This window comes from Bradyrhizobium sp. USDA 4503 (genome assembly GCF_054055815.1).
In genome coordinates this window covers 7,349,092-7,368,649 of sequence record NZ_JBSRXS010000001.1, presented here as the reverse complement: position 1 = coordinate 7,368,649, position 19,558 = coordinate 7,349,092, and the positions used below count along the sequence as shown (strand labels likewise).

Below are 19,558 nucleotides of genomic sequence, written 5' to 3'. Positions count from 1 at the left end.
AGGCAGACATTCGCAGGCGCAAGGTTGCAGGCAGCCGGGGCTTTTGAGATCGTGTGTCACGCATTGCATTCGTCCCATGACAAGGAGTTCCGGCGTGGCCATCCTCAAGGACCTCAGCATCGGATTCTACAAGATCCCGCTCCCGGTGGTGCTGAGCGACAGCACGCATGGCGAGATCAAGGCGTTCGAGCTCGTCACGATCCGCGCCCGCGATGCCGACGGCGCGGAAGGCACCGGCTACACCTACACGGTCGGCCGCAATGGCGGCGCCATCGCCGATATCCTGGGGCGCGAAATCACCGAGATCGCGCGCGGGATGGAGGCCGACGACACCGAGCAGCTTTGGCACAAGGTGTGGTGGGCGCTGCATTATGGCGGCCGCGGCGGCCCGGCGGTGCTGGCGCTGTCCGCGCTCGACATCGCGTTGTGGGACCTCAAGGCGCGGCGGGCATCGCTGCCGCTGTGGCGGCTGCTCGGCGGCTTCGACCGCCGCGTGCCCTGCTATGCCGGCGGCATCGATCTCGATCTGCCGCTCGATGGCCTGCTCAAGCAGACCGACGACAATCTGGCCAAGGGCTTTCGCGCCATCAAGATGAAGGTCGGCCGGCCGAGCCTTGCGTCCGACGTGGCGCGCGTGAAGGCGATGCGCGGCCATCTCGGCGACGAGTTTCCGCTGATGGCCGACGCCAACATGAAATGGACCGTCGAGGAAGCGATCCGCGCCGCGCGCGCCCTGCAACCGTTCGACCTGACCTGGCTCGAGGAGCCGACGATTCCGGACGACGTCGCGGGACACGCTCGCATCGTGCAGGCCGGCGGCGTGCCGATCGCGGCCGGCGAGAACCTGCGCAGCCTGTGGGAGTTCAAGCCGTATATCGCCGGCGGCGCGCTGTCCTATGCCGAGCCCGACGTCACCAATTGCGGCGGCGTGACCAGCTTCATGAAGATCGCCCGGCTCGCCGAGGCCTTCAATATTCCCGTCACCAGCCATGGCGCGCATGACATCACCGTGCATCTGCTAGCTGCGTGCCCGAACCGGTCGTATCTCGAGGCGCACGGCTTCGGCCTCGACCGCTATATCGAGCACCCGCTGGTTCTGGAGCAGGGCATGGCGATCGCGCCCGATCATCGCCCGGGGCACGGCATCGCCTTCGACTGGAAAGGCCTTGAGCGGCTCAGCGTCGCCTGACGCAGAAACATTTCTGCACACCAGGACGTGACATTCGGAAATGCAGGTCTGCCGGCGCGCGCTAGGCGGCGTCGCGACAAGCTGCTAGCGTTTCGCGCTTCAGATTGCCCAAAGAGCGATGAGATCATCGCGCTTTGGCTCATTGTCTGAGCATGATCTTTTCGGAAAACCGCTTCACACTTTTCCGGATCATGCTCTAGCGTTAAGGGATCGGAGCAAATGGACAACCGTAGTGATGTTTGGCGCGGCGTCGACGCGATCAAGCCGCGTTTCATCGAATTGAGCGACCGGGTCTGGGCGATGCCCGAGGTCTGCTACACCGAGGCGCGCTCATCCGCCGAACATCTGGCCGAACTGCGCCATCAGGGTTTTCGCATCACCGAGAACGTCGCCGACATCCCGACCGCGGTGATGGGCGAATGGGGCGAAGGCGGCCCGGTGATCGCCTTCCTCGGCGAGTATGACGCCCTGCCCGGTCTCAGCCAGGAGGCCGGCATCGCCGAGCATCGCCCGGTCGAGAGCGGCGGCCACGGCCATGGCTGCGGACATAATCTGCTCGGCTCCTCCGCGCTGCTCGCCGCGACCGCGGTGAAGGACTGGCTTGCGGCCAACAAGGTGCCGGGCCGCGTGCGCTATTACGGATGTCCTGCCGAGGAAGGCGGCGCGGCAAAGGCCTTCATGGTGCGCTGTGGCGCGTTCGAGGACGCCGACATCGCCATCACCTGGCATCCGCACAGCTTCTGGGAGGTGGCGGTGACGCCGTCGCTCGCCAACACCCGCGCCGATTTCATCTTCACCGGGCGCACCTCGCATGCGGCAGCCTCGCCTCATCTTGGCCGCAGCGCGCTCGATGCGGTGGAATTGATGAATGTCGGCGTCAACTACATGCGCGAGCACATGCCGAGCGACGCGCGGGTGCACTACGCGCTGCTCGACACCGGCGGCATCGCGCCCAACGTGGTGCAGGCCCATGCCCGGGTGCGCTATTCGATCCGCGCCCGCGACCTGCCCGGCATGAACGAGCTGGTCGAGCGCGTGCACAAGATCGCGCAGGGCGCGGCGCTGATGACCGAGACCAAGGTGGAGATGAAGATCATCTCCGCGGTCTCCAACATCCTGCCCAACACGCCGCTGGAACAGACGCTGCACCGGATCATGGAAGAGCTCGGCCCGCCGCATTTCGACGATGCCGACAAGGATTTCGCCGGCAGGATCCGCGCAACCCTGACCGACAAGGACATCGCCTCGGTCTATTACGCGATCGGCATGGAGCCGACCGACCGGCCGCTCGCCGACTTCCTGGTGCCGATCGACGCCAAGCGCAATCCGCTGATCGGCTCGACCGACGTCGGCGACGTCAGCTGGGTGGTGCCGACCGTGCAGGTCCATGCACCGACGGTTGCAATCGGCACGCCGTTCCACACCTGGCAGGTTGTGGCGCAGGGCAAGACGCCGGCCGCGCACAAGGCGATGGTGCAGGCCGCCAAGGCGATGGCCGGCCTCGGCGTCAAGGCGCTGATGGAGCCGGAGCTGATCGCGGCCGCCAAGGCCGACCTCAAGAAGCGGACCACAAGAACGCCCTATGTCAGTCCGCTGCCGGCGAATGTTGCGCCGCCGTTGAACATGTCGATCGCCTGAGAGCCGCGTGTGCGGGCCGGACCTGCTCTCCGGGATCAAGCAATCGCATATCCCCATCGTCATGGCCGGGCTTGTCCCGGCCAACCACGGCTTTCTCACGCGGAAACGGAGACGTGGATGCCCGGCACAAGGCCGGGCATGACGAGTTTGTGGACGGATCGCTTCAGACGCGAACTCCGGCCTGCGTGGCAAAAAAGCATCTCGGAACAAAGGATAACGAACAAATTTTCCGCACTGCGAGGCGCGCAAGGGCGCGCTTTTGGCGCCGATCTGCTGAACCGGTGTGCGGCAAGGGGAGGTTCTGCACAAGCGATAGCCAAAAGACCTAGGCGCTGAAGGGCGGGAGGCGTTGACCTTCGCGGTCATTCGGTGTGCCATCCTGCCGCCAACACGGCGGCCGGTTCCACGGCCCGCCGCAATAACCAATTGAGCCGGACCGAGGGGACAATGTTCGACAGGAATCTGCGTGGCATGATCGACGACGTGAAGGACGGGCGGATGGATCGCCGCGCCTTCGTCAAGCGAATGATTGCCGTCGGCCTCACCGCGCCGATGGCCAACCAGATCCTTGCGATCGGCGGCGTCGCGATGGCGCAGAGCCCGAATCCCTACAAGCCGACCAAGCGCGGCGGCGGCGGTCCGCTGAAGCTGTTGTGGTGGCAGGGCCCCACCCTGCTCAATCCGCACTTCGCCACCGGCACCAAGGACCAGGACGGCTCGCGGCTGTTCTACGAACCGCTGGCAAGCTGGGACGTCGACGGCCATCTCAACCCGATCCTCGCCGCCGAAATCCCCTCGATCCAGAACGGCGGGCTTTCCAAAGACGCCAAGTCGGTGGTCTGGAAACTCAAGCCCGGCGTCAAATGGCATGACGGCAAACCCTTCACCGCCGACGACGTCGTGTTCAACTGGGAATATGCCACCGACCCCGCGACCGCAGCCGTCTCGAGCGGGACCTATTCCGGCATGACCGTGGAGAAGGTCGACGACCTCACGGTCCGCATCAAGTTCAAGGATCCGACGCCGTTCTGGGCCAATGCGTTCGTCGGCGCCTATGGCTGCATCATCCCAAAGCATTTGTTCGCCGAGTACAAGGGCAGCAAGTCGCGCGAGGCGCCGAACAATCTGAAGCCGGTCGGCACCAGCCCCTACAAGTTCGTCGAGTTCAAGCCGGGCGATCTGGTGCGCGGCGAAATTAATCCCGATTACCACATGCCGAACCGGCCCTATTTCGACACGATCGAAATGAAGGGCGGCGGCGATGCGGTGTCGGCGGCGCGCGCGGTGATCCAGACCGGCGAATATGATTTCGCCTGGAACATCCAGGTCGAGGACGAGGTGCTGCTGCGGCTGGAAAAGGGCGGCAAGGGCAAGACGCTCTATGCCGTCGGCGGCGACATCGAATTCATCGCCATCAACTTCACCGACCCGAACACCGAGGTCGACGGTGAACGCTCGTCGATCAAGACCAAGCATCCGATCCTGTCGGATCCGGCGGTGCGCAAGGCGCTGGCGCTGCTGGTCGACCGCGACTCCGTCAAGAAGGTGATCTACGGCCGCGCCGGCCGCGCCACCGCCAATTATCTCAACGGCCCCGAGGAGTTCGTTTCCAAGAACACCAGATGGGAGTTCTCGGTCGAGAAGGCGAGCGCGCTGCTCGAACAGGCCGGCTGGAAGGTCGGCTCCGACGGCATCCGCGAGAAGGACGGCAAGAAGCTGAAGCTGCTGTACCAGACCTCGATCAACGGCCCGCGGCAGAAGACCCAGGCGATCGTCAAGCAGGCCTGCCAGAAGGCCGGCATCGACGTCGAGCTGAAGTCGGTGGTGGCCTCGGTGTTCTTCTCCTCCGACGTCGCCAACCCCGACACCTATTCCAAGTTCTACGCCGACATCGAGATGTTCCAGATCCCGATGACACAACCCGACCCGGGCCTGCACATGCGCCGCTATCTGTCGCGCAATGTCGCGACCAAGGAGAACAAGTGGCAAGGGCAGAACTTCCCGCGCTGGGTCAACAAGGATTTCGACGCCGCGATCGAGGCGGCCGATACCGAGACCGATCCGATCAAGCGGGCCGAGCTCTACATCAAGTGCAACGATCTGATGTGGCAGGACACGGTGGTGATCCCGGTGATGCACCGCCTCGCAGTGGAAGCCTGCTCCAACACGGTGCGGCCCGCACTCTCCGGCTGGGCCAACCAGACCGACAATCTGCAAGACTGGTATCGTGAAACCTGAGACACGGGGACAGGTTCGGAGTTTGAGTAGGTGCATCTTCTCCCTCTCCCCGTTCTTACGGCTCGAGACGAGCGGAGCTCGCTCTTGGAGGGTCGGGGTGAGGGGCTCTCTCCGCAAATGCGTTGGAAGGTGAGTTCGTGCAGAGTCCCCCTCACCCGGAATTCAAGCTGTGCTTGAATTCCGACCTCTCCCCGCACGCGGGGCGAGGTGAAGCTCGCCTTTCGACTGGAAGCAAGATCAACGTGCTCAAGGTGCGAGCGTTAGTTAGATGATCTCTCGATGAGTCAATATATCCTGCGTCGCCTGATGATCGCGATCCCGAGCCTGCTCGGGATCTCGCTCGTGCTGTTCGTCGTGCTGGCGCTCGCGCCGGGCGATCCGTTCAGCGAGCTCGCGACCAATCCGAACGTGCCGCCCGAGGTACAGGCCGCGTTGCGCGCCAAGTTCGGCCTCGACGACCCAATCTATCTTCGCTACCTGCACTGGCTCGCGGCGATGGCGCAGGGCGACTGGGGCTTCTCCTTTGTCAGCCGGATCAATGTCGACACGCTGATCCTGCAGCGGCTGCCGACCACGCTCTACGTGATCGGCTCGGCGCAGCTGCTGGCGCTGCTGATCGCGATCCCGGTCGGCGTCTATGCCGCCACCCGGCCGTATTCGATCTTCGACCAGCTCGCCAACACCTTCGCCTTCATCGGCTTCTCGCTGCCGACCTTCTTCACCGGCATCCTGTTCATCCTGGTGTTCTCGGTGAAGCTGGACTGGCTGCCCTTCGTCTACACCGACGTACCGGGCAGCGGCATTCCCTGGCTGCTGGAGATGATCCGGCAGGCGATCATGCCGGTGATGGTGCTCGGCCTGTTCCAGGCGGCGTCGATGACCCGCTTCGTGCGCTCGGCGATGCTCGACGTGATCCGGCTCGACTATGTCACCACGGCCCGCGCCAAGGGACTCGGGCAGGCCAAGGTGATCGTCAAGCACGTGATGCGCAACGCGATGATCCCGGTCGTCACGCTGATTGCGCTGCAAATGCCTGCCGTGTTCGGCGGCGCCATCGTCACCGAGCAGATCTTCCGGATTCCCGGCATCGGCTCGCTGCTGATTTCCTCCATCCTCGCCAATGACACGCCGGTCGTGATGGCCGTGACCTTCGTCTTCGCGTGTCTCGTGGTGCTGTTCAACCTGATCGCAGATGTCCTCTATGGCTGGCTTGACCCTCGCATCTCCTTCCGCTGAGCGGCGCGGCTATTCGCCCTGGCGCGAAACCTGGCGGCGCTACCGCCGGCACCGGCCCGCCGTGGTCAGCGCCGTGCTGCTGCTGCTGCTGATCGCAGCCGTCGTGATCGGCCCGTTCGTCTGGCGCGTCTCGATCAGCGACATGGACGTCGTGGCCGGCCTGCAGGGCCCCTCGCTGGCGCACCCGTTCGGCACCGACGATCTCGGCCAGGACCTGCTCGCCCGCATGATCTATGGCGGGCGCATCTCGCTCGCGGTCGGTCTCGCCGCGATGCTGGTCTCGGTGTTCGTCGGCACGCTGATCGGCGCGCTCGCCGGCATGTCGCGCGGCGCGCTCGGCTACGCGCTGATGTGGCTGACCGACTTGTTCCTGTCGCTGCCGCAATTGCCGCTGCTGTTGATGCTGATCTATCTGTTCCGCGACGGGCTGAAGGCGATGTTCGGCCCGGAGGGCGGCATCTTCATCCTGATCGTGCTGGTGATCGGCGGCTTGCGCTGGATGCCGGTCGCGCGCCTGGTGCGCGCCCAGTTCCTGTCGCTGCGCGAGAAGGAATTCGTCGAGGCCGCGCGCGCGCTCGGCGCAAGCCCGGTGCGCCAGGTGGTGCGCCACATCCTGCCCAACGCGCTGGGCCCCGTGATCATCGCCGGCACGATCGACGTCGCCGCCGCCATCATCGCGGAATCGACACTCTCGTTCCTCGGCCTCGGCTTCCCGCCGGATACGCCGACCTGGGGCCGCATCCTCTATGACGCCAAGGATTTTCTCGACATCGGCCCGCATTGGGCGCTGTTCCCGGGTGGCGCGATCTTCATCGCGGTGGTCGCCATCAACTTCATCGGCGACGGGCTGCGCGACGCGCTCGACGCGCGCAAGGTGATCTGATGGCGCTGCTCGACATCAAGGGCCTGAAAACCCATTTCACCACCGACGACGGCATCCTGCAGGCGGTCGACGGCGTCGACATCAGCATCAACCGCGGCGAGACGCTGTGCGTGGTCGGCGAATCCGGCTGCGGCAAGACCGTCACCGCGATGTCGATCCTGAAGCTGATCGCCATGCCGCCGGGCAAGATCGTCGAAGGCGAGATCATCTTCGAGGGCCGCGACCTGGTGCCGCTGACCAGCCACCAGCTCGACGACATCAGGGCCAAGGAGATCGGCTTCATCTTCCAGGAGCCGATGACCTCGCTCAATCCGGTGCTGACCATCGGCGAGCAGATCGCCGAGAGCCTGCGCCGCCACGAGGCGGTGACCAAGAAGCAGGCGCTCGAGCGCACCATCGAGATGCTGAAGCTGGTGCAGATCCCCAACGCCGCGGGCCGCGTGCATCATTATCCGCACCAGTTCTCCGGCGGCATGCGCCAGCGCGTGATGATCGCGATGGCGCTGGCCTGCCGGCCCAAGCTTGTGATCGCAGACGAGCCGACCACCGCGCTCGACGTCACCATCCAGGCGCAGATCCTCGACTTGTTGCAGGACATGAAGGAACGCTTCGGCATGGCGGTGATGCTGATCACGCACGCGATGGGCGTCGTCGCCGAGACCGCGCAGCGCGTCGTCGTGATGTACGCCGGCAAGGTGGTGGAGAAGGCGCCGGTCGACGAACTGTTCGGCAATCCCGGCCATCCCTACACTCAGGGCCTGATCCGCTCGATCCCGCGCATCGATCTCGACGCCGCGCACAAGACGCGGCTGGAGGCGATCGGCGGCTCAGTGCCGATCCTGATCAACCCGCCGCCCGGCTGCCGCTTTGCCGCCCGCTGCAAATACGCCATGAGCATCTGCACCGAAAAGGAGCCGCGGCTGCGCGAGATCGCGCCCGGCCACCGCATGGCCTGCCACCTCGGAGACGCGTCATGAGCGAACCACTGCTGCGCGTTTCCAATCTGAAGAAGCACTTTCCGGTGCTGGGCGGCCTGCTCTCGCGCGAGGTCGGCCAGGTCTATGCGGTCGACGGCGTGTCGTTCTCGGTCAATCGCGGCGAGACGCTCGGCCTCGTCGGCGAATCCGGCTGCGGCAAGTCGACCACCGGCCGCTGCGTGCTGCGCCTGATCGAGCCGACCTCGGGCGAGGTCGTGTTCGACGGCCGGAGCGTCACCGGCCTCGGCGGCGGCGACCTGCGCGCCATGCGGCGCAACATGCAACTGGTGTTCCAGGACCCGTTCGCCTCGCTCAATCCGCGCATGACGGTCGGCGCGATCCTCGGCGAGCCCTTCATCATCCATAACCTCGTGAGCTCGGCCAGCGAGCGCGAGGACCGCGTCGCGAGCCTCCTGGTCAAGGTCGGGCTGAAGGCCGAGCACATGCGCCGCTACCCGCACGAATTCTCCGGCGGCCAGCGCCAGCGCATCGCGATCGCCCGCGCGCTGACGCTGGAGCCGAAGCTGATCGTGTGCGACGAGCCGGTCTCCGCGCTCGACGTCTCGATCCAGGCCCAGGTCATCAACCTGCTCGAGGATCTGCAGGCCGAGCTGAACCTCACCTATCTGTTCGTCGCCCACGATCTCTCGGTCGTGGAGCACATCTCCGACCGGGTCGCGGTGATGTATCTCGGCCGCATCGTCGAGCTCGCCAAGGCCAGCGATCTCTACCGCAACCCGCAGCACCCCTACACCAAGGCACTGCTCTCGGCGGTGCCGGTGCCGGATCCCAAGGCGAAGCGCGACCGCATCCGCCTGAAGGGCGACGTGCCGAGCCCGATGAATCCGCCCAAGGGCTGCCACTTCCACACGAGGTGTCCAATCGCCGAGGAGCGCTGCCGGCAGAGCGCGCCGGAGTTGCTGGAAGGCAGGAACGGGCATTCCGTGGCGTGCCATCTGGCGTAGGTCGCGCGCCAGATGCGATAGCCAGCCGGCGCGGGAGCGCACCGCCTAAAATATCGAAAACAACCCCATGCAAAGTAGCCGGCGGCTGCGGGCGTCCGACACGGCACTTGACATGTCGGGCAAATCAGCGGCATCATTCGATAATTCCGAAATAATGGCGACGATAGTTGAATCACGTCGTCAGACGTTAACGCCGCTTGGTCTTGGTCCGCGGCTTCGGTCCGGCCTTTGTCTTGATCTTCCGCCGCGGTGCAGGCGCGACGGCGTCCTCCACCTCATTCACCTCCGTCCGCAGCGTCTCGAGCAGCCAGTCGCGAAACGCGCGCATGCCCGGCGTCACCTCGCGCGACTTCAGCCAGGTCAGCCAATAGGATCCCGCCGGGACCTCGGCCGCGAACGGACGCTTGAGCCGGCCGGTCGCCAGCTCATTTTCGAACATCGCGATCGGTACCAGCCCGACGCCGACGCCGCGCGCGGCGGCCTCGGCCATCGCGACCGAACTGTCGAAGATCGGCCCCTGGATTTTCGGACACGGCGCGCCGGCGACCGCAAACCATAGCGGCCATTCCTCGGCGCGGTAGGACCGCAGCAGGAATTCCTGCGCGAGATCGGACGGCTTGCGCAGCCGGTCCGCCGCGTCGGGGCAGCACACCGGCGAGAGCGGTGCGGACAACAGATGGATCGCCTCGGTGCCGTGCCACGAGCCGTCGCCGAAGCGCAGCGCGAGATCGAGCCCGTCGCCTGCGATGTCGACGCGGTTGTTGTTGGTGAGCAGACGCAAATCGATATAGGGATGCGCGCGCTTGAAGCGGTCGACCCTTTGCAAGAGCCATCCGGTCGCGAACGTCGTGACGCAGCCGACGGTCACGACCTCGCGCGTGCCCTTGGCCTCGATGCGGTCGATCGCGGCGCCGATCCGGTCGAGCGCGTCTGACAGCACCGGCAGCAGCACCAGCCCCTCGTCGGTGAGCACCAGCCCGCGCGGCAGCCGGCGGAACAGGCTCGTGCCCAGGAGATCCTCGAGCTGCTTGACCTGATGGCTGATCGCAGTCTGCGTCACGCGCAGCTCCAGCCCGGCGCGGGTGAAGCTGAGCAGCCGCGCGGAGGCCTCGAAGGCGCGCAGCGCGTTCAGCGGGAGATGCCGGCGCACGGCGTCATGACCAAGTTTTCCTCATGTCTCGCTGTATAAATGATTGTTTGTGCGCCGTCACGCCGCCCGGCAGGTTCGCGCCGCCAACGGGAGATTCGACATGCTGACGAGACGGACATTTGGATTGCGCGCGCTGGGCCTTGCGGTGTCCTGCACTTTGCCGCGGCAAGGCGCAGCGGTAGGACCAGGCGAGCCGGCGCAGCGGCTGCAGCAGGAGTTTGCGCGCATCGAGCTGGCAACCAGCGGCCGGCTCGGCGTCGCCGCGCTCGACATGGAGACGGGATTGCGCGCGAGCCGGCGCGGCGACGAGCGGTTCCCGATGTGCAGCACCTTCAAGGCGTTGGCCTCGGCCGCGGTGCTGCACCGGATCGACCGCGGCGAATCCAGCCTCGATCAGCAAATCCGGTTCGAGGCCAAGGATATCTTGGCCAACTCGCCCGTCACCAAGGAGCACGTCGCCTCGGGCATGACGCTTGCCGAGCTTTGCGAGGCCGCCATCACAAGGAGCGACAACACTGCGGGCAACATGATCCTCCGCGAGATCGGCGGGCCAGCCGGCCTGACCGGCTTCTTCCGCACCATCGGCGACAATGTGAGCCGGCTCGATCGCTGGGAGCTGGCGCTGAACGAGGCGGTATCAGGCGATCCGCGCGACACCACGAGCCCGGTGGCGATGCTGAAGGACTTGCAGCGCGTCGTGCTCGGCGATGTCCTGTCCGCGGCCTCGCGCCAGAAACTGATCGATTGGATGGTCGCAAACAAAACCGGCGACGCAAGGCTGCGTGCCGGCGTGCCCCGCGACTGGCGGGTTGCCGACAAGACCGGCACCGGCGAGCGCGGGACCTACAACGACATCGGCGTGTTCTGGCCGCCCGGCCGCAAGCCGATCGTGGTGACGGCTTACCTGACCGGGGCAAGTGCTCCCATCGAGAAGTGCAACGAGGTGATCGCCAATGTCGCGCGCGCCGTCGCCAATGCGAGCACCGGGCAGACCGGCTAAACCGGCGACGCCGCGACCGGCGGCGCCGACAACATCAGGCCGGCCAGCGACCAAGCAAGTCGCTCGCCGCCTCGAACAACGCTGCAACGCGCAATAGTTCGGCATCGGCCCGGAAGCGGCCGACCAGGTGCAGTCCGATCGGCAGGCCGTCGCGGCCGAAACCTGCGGGGATGCTGACGGCGGGATGCCCGGTCATGTTGAACAGCATGGTCCAGGGAAACCAGTGCGGCCGCACGCTGTCGAAACTCCGGCCGTCGATCTCGATCGTGCCGAACAGGTCCTGGTCGATCGGCAGCGCCGACCGGGTCAAGGTCGGCATCGCCAGGAGATCGCCGCGCGCGAACAGCGACTGCACCCGGCGGAAGAGCGCGGTGCGCTCGAACATCGCCCGCTGGTAGTCGACACCGCTGACCTGGGCCGCCAGCGCGAGCTGCTTCAGGAAGGTTGCGCTGAGATCATCCGGATGATCGGCCGCGAGCTTCTCGAAGCGGGTGCGCCAGACGGTGTGATTGATCGCACGCCAGATCGGCTCGATGTCAAAGCCGTCGCCGGAAAACTCTTCGAGCGCGGCGCCGAGGCTCGCCAGACGGTCGAGGCTTGCCTTGAACGCCGCGGCCACATCGGATGTGACCGGACGCCCCGGCGGCGACAGGCAGAACAGCACCCGCCGGCCCTTGAGGTCGCCGCGCGGCGCGGCAAGCCCGAGATAGTCAGGCACCGGCACCCCGATCGACCAGGGGTCCGACAGATCCTCTCCCGCCATCGCCTGCATCATCAGCGCCGTATCGGCAACGGTGCGCGTGGTCGGTGTGACATAGGTCTGGTTGCCGAAAGCGTCCTGCACCTGGCTATGCGGGATCACCCCGTTGCTCTGCTTGATTCCGACCACACCGTTGCAGGCGGCAGGAATCCGGGTGGAGCCGCCGCCATCGGTCGCAACCGCCAGCGGCGCGATGCCGCTCGCGACTGCCACCGCCGCGCCGCCGCTGGAGCCGCCACTGGACCGCTCGGCACTCCATGCATTGCGCGTCCGCCCGAACAGCGGCGAGTCGGTCAGGCACTTGCTGCCGAACTCCGGCGTCGTGGTCTTGCCGATCAATATGCCGCCCTGGGCACGGAGGCGTGCCACCGCGACGGCGTCATTGTCGGGCACGTTGTCCCGGTACGGCACCGCGCCGAAGGTCGTCCGGACGTCTTTGGTGTTGACGATGTCCTTCACGGTGAAGGGGATGCCGTGGAGCAGACCGGCCGGCTCACCAGCCGTGATTTGCCGCTCGGCGGCTTTGGCCTGCGCCATTGCCGCATCGCCGCACAGCGTGATGAAGCAGTTCAATTCGGGTTGCAGCCGTTCGGCACGGGCGAGCACCGCGCGCGTAACCTCGACAGGCGAAACCTCCTTGCGGGCGATGCGCCCACGAAGCTCAACGGCAGACAGCAGACACAGATCGTCGCTCATTTGGGCAAGGACTCGCGTCAGATAGGGTCGACGCCCGCATCGTGCCGCGCTGCATACGGCAAGTCCATCCGCTCGGACGCATGGCGCGCCGCCACCGAGCCGCGACGGCGCATGGCCTGCCGGCGCGGCGGGCCCTTCCCGGCCGCGCGGCTTGGCAGCGACGGAGGATCATGCGACGCTCGAACCGAATGGCGCTGCTGTCAGCATGACGGAGGACCACGCCTTGTATCGCCGCATCGCCCTCGCCGCGCTGATCGTTGCCGGCAGCGTGCACGGCAGCCTCGCGGCGCCCGATCCGGCGCGGTGCCGCGAGCTGATCCGCAAATACGAAACCGACAAGGCCCAGCTCAGCGCGATCGAGATCTCGCTGTCGCTGTTTGCGGCCGCCAATGCCGATTGCGTCAACCTTGCTACCGAGCTGCTCGATCACGGCGCCTCGGTCGATGCGCGGGACCGGCTGGGCGCAAGGCCGCTGAGCCACGCCGCCCGCTCCGGCCATCTCGCGATGGTCGACCTGCTGCTGGCACGCGGCGCGCCGCTCGATGCGCGCAACCTCGCGGGATCGACCGCGCTGTATTTTGCCGCCGAGCGCGGCCATGTCGCGATCGTGCAGCGCCTGATCGACCGCGGCGCCGACGTCAATCTCACCGGACGCAGCGGCGCCTCCCCGGTCGCGGCCGCCGCCTATGCCGGCAGGGACGTGGTGGTGCGCATGCTGCTGGCGCACGGCGCCGACGGCCGCAAGGCTGACGACACCGGCAAGCCGCCGATCGTCTACGCCGCGGCCGGCGGCCAGTTCGGCATCGTCAAGCAGCTGCTGGCGCGCGAGATCGACATCAACGCGCGCTATGCCAACGATCTGACGCTCCTGATGTGGGCCGCCGGCCCTGACGAGACCGTGCCGGAAGCGCAGGCGCTGGAGGTCGTCTCATATCTCCTGGACGCCGGCGCCAAGGTCGACGACCGCGATGCGCGCGGCCGCACCGCGCTGATGATCGCCGCCGAAGGCAATCATCCGGCGATTGCCAGGACACTGCTGGCGCACGGCGCCGACCCTGGGCTGGCCGACAAGGCCGGCAAGCACGCCGCCGATCTCACCATCCTCTCAGTGCTGCGCGAAGAGCTGACGCCGCGTTGAGGCGACTTGCTCGGACGTCATGGCCGGGCTTGTCCCGGCCATCAACGTCTTCTTTTGCCTGGATACCAAGACGCGGATGCCCGGGACAAGCCCGGGCATGACGAGTGCCCGCCGCTCACAGCCCCGCCAGATAGTCCACCAATGCGGCAAGGTCGTCGGGCGACGTTGCCAGCATCAGGTCGGACATGCCGGGATTGTTGCCGCGCGCACGGGTGCGGAAATCGGCGATGGTCTTGGCGAGATAATCCCGTCCCATGCCGGCAAGCCGCGGCACCGTGCCGTCTCCCTGGAAGCGATCGAGATGGCAAGCCGGGCAACCGACCGAGCGGCTGGCGCTGACCGCCTTCTCCGCCACGTCCTTGGGCGCGCGCGGCTGGCTGAGGTCAGGCCACGGCTTCTGCGAAAAATATTCCGCGATCGCCAGCATATCGTCGCGCTCGAACTGCGCCGCGATCGGCTGCATGATCTCGTTCTTGCGATCACCGCGCTTGAAATCGCGCAGCTGGATGTAGAGATAACCGGCCTGCTGGCCCCAGATCGTCGGAATGGTCTTGTCGACGGGCTTGCCGTTCTCGCCATGGCAGCCGGCGCAGACCTGTACTTTTTCCTCAATCGTCTCTGCGCGCGCCTGCGCCGCCATCAGCAACAGCGCGACGCCGCAAATCATCAATTTACCGAACATTGGCTCATCCTGAGGCGCAGTATCGGTCCACCTCCGTCATTGCGAGGAGCTCGCGACAAAATTGCAAAGCAATTTTGCGCTGGAGCGACGAAGCAATCCATGCTTCCACAAACGCGGCACAATGGATTGCTTCGCTTCGCTCGCAATGACGTGGCTGGACCTTTTATCCGACCAAAACAGAGGCGGGACCGAACCGGTCCCGCCTCGCCGTCAATGTTTGCACGCGTGATGATGCATCAGGCCCGGCTCAGTCGAGCGTGAAGGCGATGATGTTGTTGCCACGCTTGTAGTCGAGCTGGGTGTTACCGCCCGCGCCGACCACAATATATTGCTTGCCGCCGACCATGTAGCTCGACGGCGGCGCGTTGACGCCGGCGCCGGCGCGGAAGCTCCACAGCTCCTTGCCGTTCGACGAATTGTAGGCCGCGAACTTGCCGTTGCCTTCGCCGGTGAAGACCAGGCCGCCGGCGGTGGCGAGGATGCCGCCGATCATCGGCTCGGGCGTGTTGACCTGCCATTTGATCTTGCCGTTGTTGTAGTTCACCGCGGTGATGTTGCCTGCCTGCTTCTCGCCCGGGATCACCTTGAAGGCGCCGCCCAGCCAAAGCTTGCCGTTCGGATAGGCCGAGCTTTCGACGTGGTAGGTCATCGGCTGGTGCAGATTGATCGCGTAGGCCAGCTCCTGTCCCGGATCGGTTGCGATCGGCGACCATTCGACGCCGCCATTGGCGCCGGGCAGCATGCGCGCGCCTTCCTTGGTCGGCAGCACCCACATGTTCTCCTGCGGCACCATCGCCTCGGAGAAGCGGATCAGGCTGCAATCCTTGCGATCGTGCACATAGATGTGCCCGGTCTTGCCGGCATGGATGACGCCGGGAATCGTCTTGCCGCTCTTGTCCTTGACGTTGACCAGCACCGTCGGGCTGACCGCGTCGAGGTCCCAGACGTCATGGGCGATGTACTGGAAGTGGCAGACATACTTGCCGGTGTCGAGATCGAGCGAGACCAGCGAATTGGTGTAGAGGTTGTCGCCGGGCCGGTTCGACCCGTCGAGGTCGGGCGACGGGTTGCCGACGACGAAGTAGATCCGGTTGGTCGCGAGATCGACCGACGGGTTCTGCCACACGCCGCCACCGAGCTTGGCATAGGGATCGCCGATCTTGGCGAGCATGTCCTTCTCGGCCTGGATATTGCGATGCATGTCACGGCCGGTGGCATCCTTGGTCGCCCAGACACCGACGGAGTTCTCCGGAATGGTGTGGAAATTCCAAAGCTGCTTGCCGGTCTTGGCGTCATAGGCGCGCACGAAGCCGCGGATGCCGTACTCGCCGCCATTGGTTCCGATCAGCACCTTGTCCTTGACCACGGTCGGCGCCATCGTCTCGCTGTAGCCGAGCTCGGGATCGGCGATGTTGGTGGTCCAGACCACCTCGCCGGTCTTGGCATTCAGCGCCATCAGCCTGGAATCAAGCGTCGCCAGATAGACCCGGTCGCCGAGCACCTGGACGCCGCGATTGTTGGGACCGCAGCAATAAACCGTGATCGGGCCCATCTTGTGGGCGTAGTGCCAGAGCTGCTGACCGGTCTTGGCGTCGAGCGCATAGACATGGCTGAACGACGTCGTGACGAACATCACGCCATCGACGACGATCGGAGATGTCTCAAGCGATTCCTTGACGTCGGTCTGGAAGATCCATGCGACGTGCAGGTCCTTCACATTGTCCCGGCTGATCTGCTTGCCCGGATAGAATCGCGTCTGGGCATAGTTGCCGTTGGTGAGCAGGAAATCCCTGCTGTTCTTGTCGGCGGCGTTGAGCTGCTCCTGGGTCACCGGAGAAACATTGGCGTTGCCGAGGACCGACTGCTTCTCCTGCTTGACTTCCTGCGCGATGGCGGCGCCCGACAACAGGCCAACGCCGAACGCGGCGGCGAATGCCGCAATCCCTCTCACATACATATCTTCCCCCGTTGTTTCTTGGTTGCAATATTAGGGATGCGTGTCTGCTACTTCCCTTCGAGGCCCGGTCGCCCTGGCGAGCCCGCAACCCGTTGCGTGGCCTGGTTGCGCTGCAATAGACGATCAAAAAAGGACGAAGACAGGTATCGATGGATGGATTCCATGTTAGCGCGGTCTTTCACAAAGACAACCGATGCGCTCAATGCGAAGCCTAAGCAGCATGACTTCGCACGATCGAAATGCAGCGATCGCGGGTTGGCATCAAATCCGAGCGATATCGGGTGCTTCGGACGCTTTCACGCATCGCCGGGCAGATTTGCCTTCGCAGGCGCAGCACGCAAAATGAGACTAAGCGTCAAGCGACGGCATCGCGCGGGAGGCCGCGCCGGCTGAGGCCCTGCATGGCTTACCAATAGTCGGCCGGCAACTCCCGGCTGCGCGGCGGATCGGCGCCGGGCCGCGTGCAGGTGAAAGCGGCGCATTTGCAGGCAAAGGACAACGCACGGGTCAGCTCAGCTGCGGAGACGTCGCGCAACTGCGGCTGCGCGATCCGGTCCAACCGATGCAACGCGGCGAGCAGCGCCGCCTGAAAGCTGTCGCCGGCGCCGATCGTATCGACGACGTTGACCACCGGCGCTTCGGCCGCGATCGGTCCGGCATTGCGATGCCAGGCGCAAGCGCCATCATTGCCGCGCGTAATGACTACGAGCGATGCGCCGCCCGACAGCAGCGTCTCGGCCCGCGCAGCATGGGCCTCGTCACCGAACAGATAGGCGAAGTCGACGTCGGACATCTTTACGATGTCGGCCTTGCCGCAGAACGCCAGCATGCGCGCGCGATAGGCGTCCTTGTCCTTGACGAGGTTCGGTCGGCAGTTCGGATCGAGCGAGATCGTCACGTTCGGCCGCGCATCCTCGATCAAGGCCAGCGTCTCCGCCGCACCCTTGTCATGGACCAGCGTGGTCGAGCCGGTGTGCACGCAGGTGACGCCGTCAAGCGCGACCGCATCGCGCCGATAGGTCCAGTTCCGCGACGCTGTGTCGGCGTCGTAGAAGGCGTATTGCGTCTCGGTGCCGGTGACGCGCGCAAAGGCCAGCGTGGCCTGGCGATTGCTCCGCGTGGCGCGACGAAGATCGACGCCGGACGCCGCGGCATGATCGGCGATCATCCTGCCGAAGGTGTCGGTCGAGATGCCGCCGACAAAGCCGGTGGGAACATCGAGCCGGGCGCTGCCGATCGCGATGTTGAGGCAGGAGCCGCCGACGGCGGGCGTCAAGGCCTCACGTCCGTCCGCCGTCTTCGACGGCAGGAAATCGATCAGCGCATCTCCGCAACTCAGCAGCATGGGGCAAACCTTACGTCGGCGCTTCGCCGGGCACCCGCCTCATCGCCTCGCGGCTGTCGCGGTCAAGCTCTCGCAGCAGCTTGTGCACGCCGCGCTTCTTGCGGTGGAACTCGGCGAGCTCCGGCCTGGTCGGCTCGCTCAACCGTCCAAGCGCCGACATGCCGGCCATCGCCGCATTGATCGAGTTGTGCGCGCCGCTGGCGACCGCGCCCAGCATCGCGGCGCCGAGCAAGACGGGTTCTTGGGTCTGCGGCAGTGCCACCGTGTAGCCTGTCGTGTCGGCCATGATCTGGCGCACCAGGGGGCTGCGGCTCGCGCCGCCGCCGATCACGATGGTCTTGCCTTTGACGCCATGCGCCTGCAAGGCGTCGATGACGTCGGCAAGGCCATAGGCCAGCCCGCACAAACCGGCGATGAACAGCCGCTCCAGCGCCGACACGTCGGTGTCGAGATCGAGCCCCGCGATCACCGCGCGCGAGCCGGGATCGGCATAGGGCGAACGGTTGCCGAGGAACTCCGGCAGAACGTGAACGTTGCGCGCGAGCAACGCCGCAGCACCGGCATTGCCGCTGCGCGCCAGGATGCGCCTCTCGAGATATTCGATGACGTCGACGCCGTCGGTCTTCGCCGCGAGCGCAACCTCGGCATGCGCCGGATGCGACTTGAGCAGGTGATCGATCGCGGCGCCCGCCGCCGATTGGCCGCCCTCGTTCAGCCAGAAGCCCGGCACCATGCCTTCGAAATACGGGCCCCAGACGCCGGGCACGAAGCAGGGATCGACCGTCGTCGCCATGATGCAGGCCGACGTTCCCATGATGTAGGCGAGCCGTTGGCAGACATCGACCTCGGCGCCGGAGCCATCGCGGCCGCCGATCGCGCCGACGCCGCCGGCATGGGCATCGATCAGGGGGGCACCGACCGCGGTTCCCGGCAGCAGGCCGAGATCGCGCGCGGCATCCTCGGACAGCCCGCGACCGAGCGGCGAGCCGGGCGGCACGATCTCGCTGCCGATCCGCCCAAAACGGTCGGCCGCGAGCGCCTCGAGCCCGACCCGCTTGAAAAAGGATTCACTCCAGCCGCCCTCGCCGGCGACATAGGTCCATTTGCAGGTGACCGTGCAGGTCGAGCGCGCCAGCGAGCCGGACGCGCGGAACGACAGATAGTCGGCAAGATCGAAGAAATGCCCGGCGGCCTCGAAGGTCGCGGGCAGATGCCGCTTCAGCCAGAGGATCTTCGGGATCTCCATCTCCGGCGAGATGGCGCCGCCGACATAGCGCAGCACCTTGTCGCCGGTCGCGTTGACGAATTCGGTTTCATCCATCGCGCGGTGATCCATCCAGACCACGACATTGCGCGCGGGATCGCCCGACGGGTTGACGGTGAGCGGCCGGTCCGCCCTGTCGAGCACGACCAGCGAACAGGTCGCGTCGAAGCCGATGCCTTTGACGTGTTCGGCGGCAACCGCAGCCTCCCGCATCGCACCGCGCACGGAGGCGACGCAGGCCGCCCAGATGTCATCGGACGATTGCTCCACGATATCGCCGGGCTCGTGCCAGACCCGGATCGGATGCCGGGCCGACCCGAGCAGCTTCCCCGACTCGTCGAACACGCCCGCCCGGGCGCTGGTGCTGCCGACGTCCACCCCAATAAAGGCTTGCCGCATGACCGCTCTATCTTCCGTTGAGCACGATCCCGGGCGCAAGC

The 19,558-nt window shown here is 65.8% G+C and carries 15 protein-coding genes; 9 read left to right on the top strand and 6 right to left on the bottom strand.

Translation table 11 applies throughout. From position 1 onward, the window contains the following. Positions 1-94: 94 nt before the first annotated feature. The 7 genes from ACVMIH_RS35070 to ACVMIH_RS35040 all read left to right on the top strand — a co-directional run bounded on the left by ACVMIH_RS35070 (position 95) and on the right by ACVMIH_RS35040 (position 9,126). The gene (locus tag ACVMIH_RS35070) at positions 95-1,189 is read left to right on the top strand and encodes a mandelate racemase/muconate lactonizing enzyme family protein (protein ID WP_456864857.1); all 1,095 of its coding nucleotides are present in this window, start codon (positions 95-97) and stop codon (positions 1,187-1,189) included. A 219-nt stretch (positions 1,190-1,408) separates the two neighbouring features. Continuing rightward, complete coding sequence (locus ACVMIH_RS35065) at positions 1,409-2,827, top strand: M20 family metallopeptidase (protein ID WP_141340047.1); 1,419 nt, start codon at positions 1,409-1,411, stop codon at positions 2,825-2,827. Positions 2,828-3,274: 447 nt separating this feature from the next. After that, positions 3,275-5,065 carry a peptide ABC transporter substrate-binding protein gene (locus ACVMIH_RS35060; protein WP_057019238.1) on the top strand — a complete coding sequence of 597 codons (1,791 nt, stop codon included), beginning with the start codon at positions 3,275-3,277 and terminating at the stop codon, positions 5,063-5,065. A 279-nt stretch (positions 5,066-5,344) separates the two neighbouring features. Further along, positions 5,345-6,301: an ABC transporter permease gene (locus ACVMIH_RS35055; RefSeq protein WP_016842735.1), complete on the top strand. Its 957-nt coding sequence runs from the start codon at positions 5,345-5,347 to the stop codon at positions 6,299-6,301. Further along, positions 6,267-7,184 (top strand): ABC transporter permease, encoded by a 918-nt coding sequence (locus ACVMIH_RS35050; RefSeq protein WP_028334911.1) that lies wholly within the window; start codon positions 6,267-6,269, stop codon positions 7,182-7,184. The genes ACVMIH_RS35055 and ACVMIH_RS35050 overlap by 35 nt, the downstream gene beginning before the upstream one ends. Then, on the top strand, positions 7,181-8,161 hold the full coding sequence (locus tag ACVMIH_RS35045) for an ABC transporter ATP-binding protein (protein ID WP_456866601.1): 981 nt from the start codon (positions 7,181-7,183) through the stop codon (positions 8,159-8,161). The genes ACVMIH_RS35050 and ACVMIH_RS35045 overlap by 4 nt, the downstream gene beginning before the upstream one ends. Then, entirely contained in the window at positions 8,158-9,126 is a 969-nt protein-coding gene (locus tag ACVMIH_RS35040) for an ABC transporter ATP-binding protein (RefSeq protein ID WP_057019236.1), read from the top strand. Before ACVMIH_RS35045 ends, ACVMIH_RS35040 begins: the two co-directional genes overlap by 4 nt. 187 nt (positions 9,127-9,313) lie before the next feature. Here ACVMIH_RS35040 and ACVMIH_RS35035 read toward each other — a convergent pair whose 3' ends face one another. Then, the gene (locus tag ACVMIH_RS35035) at positions 9,314-10,276 is read right to left on the bottom strand and encodes a LysR family transcriptional regulator (RefSeq protein WP_076830654.1); all 963 of its coding nucleotides are present in this window, start codon (positions 10,274-10,276) and stop codon (positions 9,314-9,316) included. A gap of 100 nt (positions 10,277-10,376) precedes the next feature. Between ACVMIH_RS35035 and bla the strand changes: the two genes are divergently transcribed. Beyond that, positions 10,377-11,276 carry a class A beta-lactamase gene (gene bla, locus ACVMIH_RS35030; RefSeq protein ID WP_229190980.1) on the top strand — a complete coding sequence of 300 codons (900 nt, stop codon included), beginning with the start codon at positions 10,377-10,379 and terminating at the stop codon, positions 11,274-11,276. Between the two features lie 34 nt (positions 11,277-11,310). Here bla and ACVMIH_RS35025 read toward each other — a convergent pair whose 3' ends face one another. Beyond that, positions 11,311-12,732, bottom strand: a complete 1,422-nt coding sequence (locus ACVMIH_RS35025) for an amidase (RefSeq protein WP_456864855.1) — start codon at positions 12,730-12,732, stop codon at positions 11,311-11,313. 223 nt (positions 12,733-12,955) lie between these two features. Here ACVMIH_RS35025 and ACVMIH_RS35020 point away from each other — a divergent pair, with 223 nt between their 5' ends. Beyond that, positions 12,956-13,870 (top strand): ankyrin repeat domain-containing protein, encoded by a 915-nt coding sequence (locus ACVMIH_RS35020; RefSeq protein ID WP_456864853.1) that lies wholly within the window; start codon positions 12,956-12,958, stop codon positions 13,868-13,870. 115 nt (positions 13,871-13,985) lie between these two features. Here ACVMIH_RS35020 and ACVMIH_RS35015 read toward each other — a convergent pair whose 3' ends face one another. The 4 genes from ACVMIH_RS35015 to ACVMIH_RS35000 form a co-directional block, all read right to left on the bottom strand. Next, complete coding sequence (locus ACVMIH_RS35015) at positions 13,986-14,552, bottom strand: c-type cytochrome (protein WP_229190982.1); 567 nt, start codon at positions 14,550-14,552, stop codon at positions 13,986-13,988. Between the two features lie 247 nt (positions 14,553-14,799). After that, a complete protein-coding gene (locus ACVMIH_RS35010) occupies positions 14,800-16,509 on the bottom strand; it encodes an outer membrane protein assembly factor BamB family protein (protein WP_456783713.1) in 1,710 nt (569 codons plus the stop codon). A 406-nt stretch (positions 16,510-16,915) separates the two neighbouring features. Then, a complete protein-coding gene (locus ACVMIH_RS35005) occupies positions 16,916-17,854 on the bottom strand; it encodes a carbohydrate kinase family protein (RefSeq protein WP_456783712.1) in 939 nt (312 codons plus the stop codon). 10 nt (positions 17,855-17,864) lie between these two features. Then, positions 17,865-19,517: an FGGY-family carbohydrate kinase gene (locus ACVMIH_RS35000; RefSeq protein WP_456783711.1), complete on the bottom strand. Its 1,653-nt coding sequence runs from the start codon at positions 19,515-19,517 to the stop codon at positions 17,865-17,867. Positions 19,518-19,558: the final 41 nt, after the last annotated feature.

Bases quoted from the DNA above. Each gene is read 5' to 3' on its own strand.
- ACVMIH_RS35065 (WP_141340047.1), top strand. From the start codon at position 1,409: ATGGACAACCGTAGTGATGTTTGGCGCGGCGTCGACGCGATCAAGCCG.
- ACVMIH_RS35060 (WP_057019238.1), top strand. From the start codon at position 3,275: ATGTTCGACAGGAATCTGCGTGGCATGATCGACGACGTGAAGGACGGG.
- ACVMIH_RS35055 (WP_016842735.1), top strand. From the start codon at position 5,345: ATGAGTCAATATATCCTGCGTCGCCTGATGATCGCGATCCCGAGCCTG.
- ACVMIH_RS35050 (WP_028334911.1), top strand. From the start codon at position 6,267: ATGGCTGGCTTGACCCTCGCATCTCCTTCCGCTGAGCGGCGCGGCTAT.
- ACVMIH_RS35040 (WP_057019236.1), top strand. From the start codon at position 8,158: ATGAGCGAACCACTGCTGCGCGTTTCCAATCTGAAGAAGCACTTTCCG.
- bla (WP_229190980.1), top strand. From the start codon at position 10,377: ATGCTGACGAGACGGACATTTGGATTGCGCGCGCTGGGCCTTGCGGTG.
- ACVMIH_RS35025 (WP_456864855.1), bottom strand. From the start codon at position 12,732: ATGAGCGACGATCTGTGTCTGCTGTCTGCCGTTGAGCTTCGTGGGCGC.
- ACVMIH_RS35015 (WP_229190982.1), bottom strand. From the start codon at position 14,552: ATGTTCGGTAAATTGATGATTTGCGGCGTCGCGCTGTTGCTGATGGCG.
- ACVMIH_RS35010 (WP_456783713.1), bottom strand. From the start codon at position 16,509: ATGTATGTGAGAGGGATTGCGGCATTCGCCGCCGCGTTCGGCGTTGGC.
- ACVMIH_RS35005 (WP_456783712.1), bottom strand. From the start codon at position 17,854: ATGCTGCTGAGTTGCGGAGATGCGCTGATCGATTTCCTGCCGTCGAAG.
- ACVMIH_RS35000 (WP_456783711.1), bottom strand. From the start codon at position 19,517: ATGCGGCAAGCCTTTATTGGGGTGGACGTCGGCAGCACCAGCGCCCGG.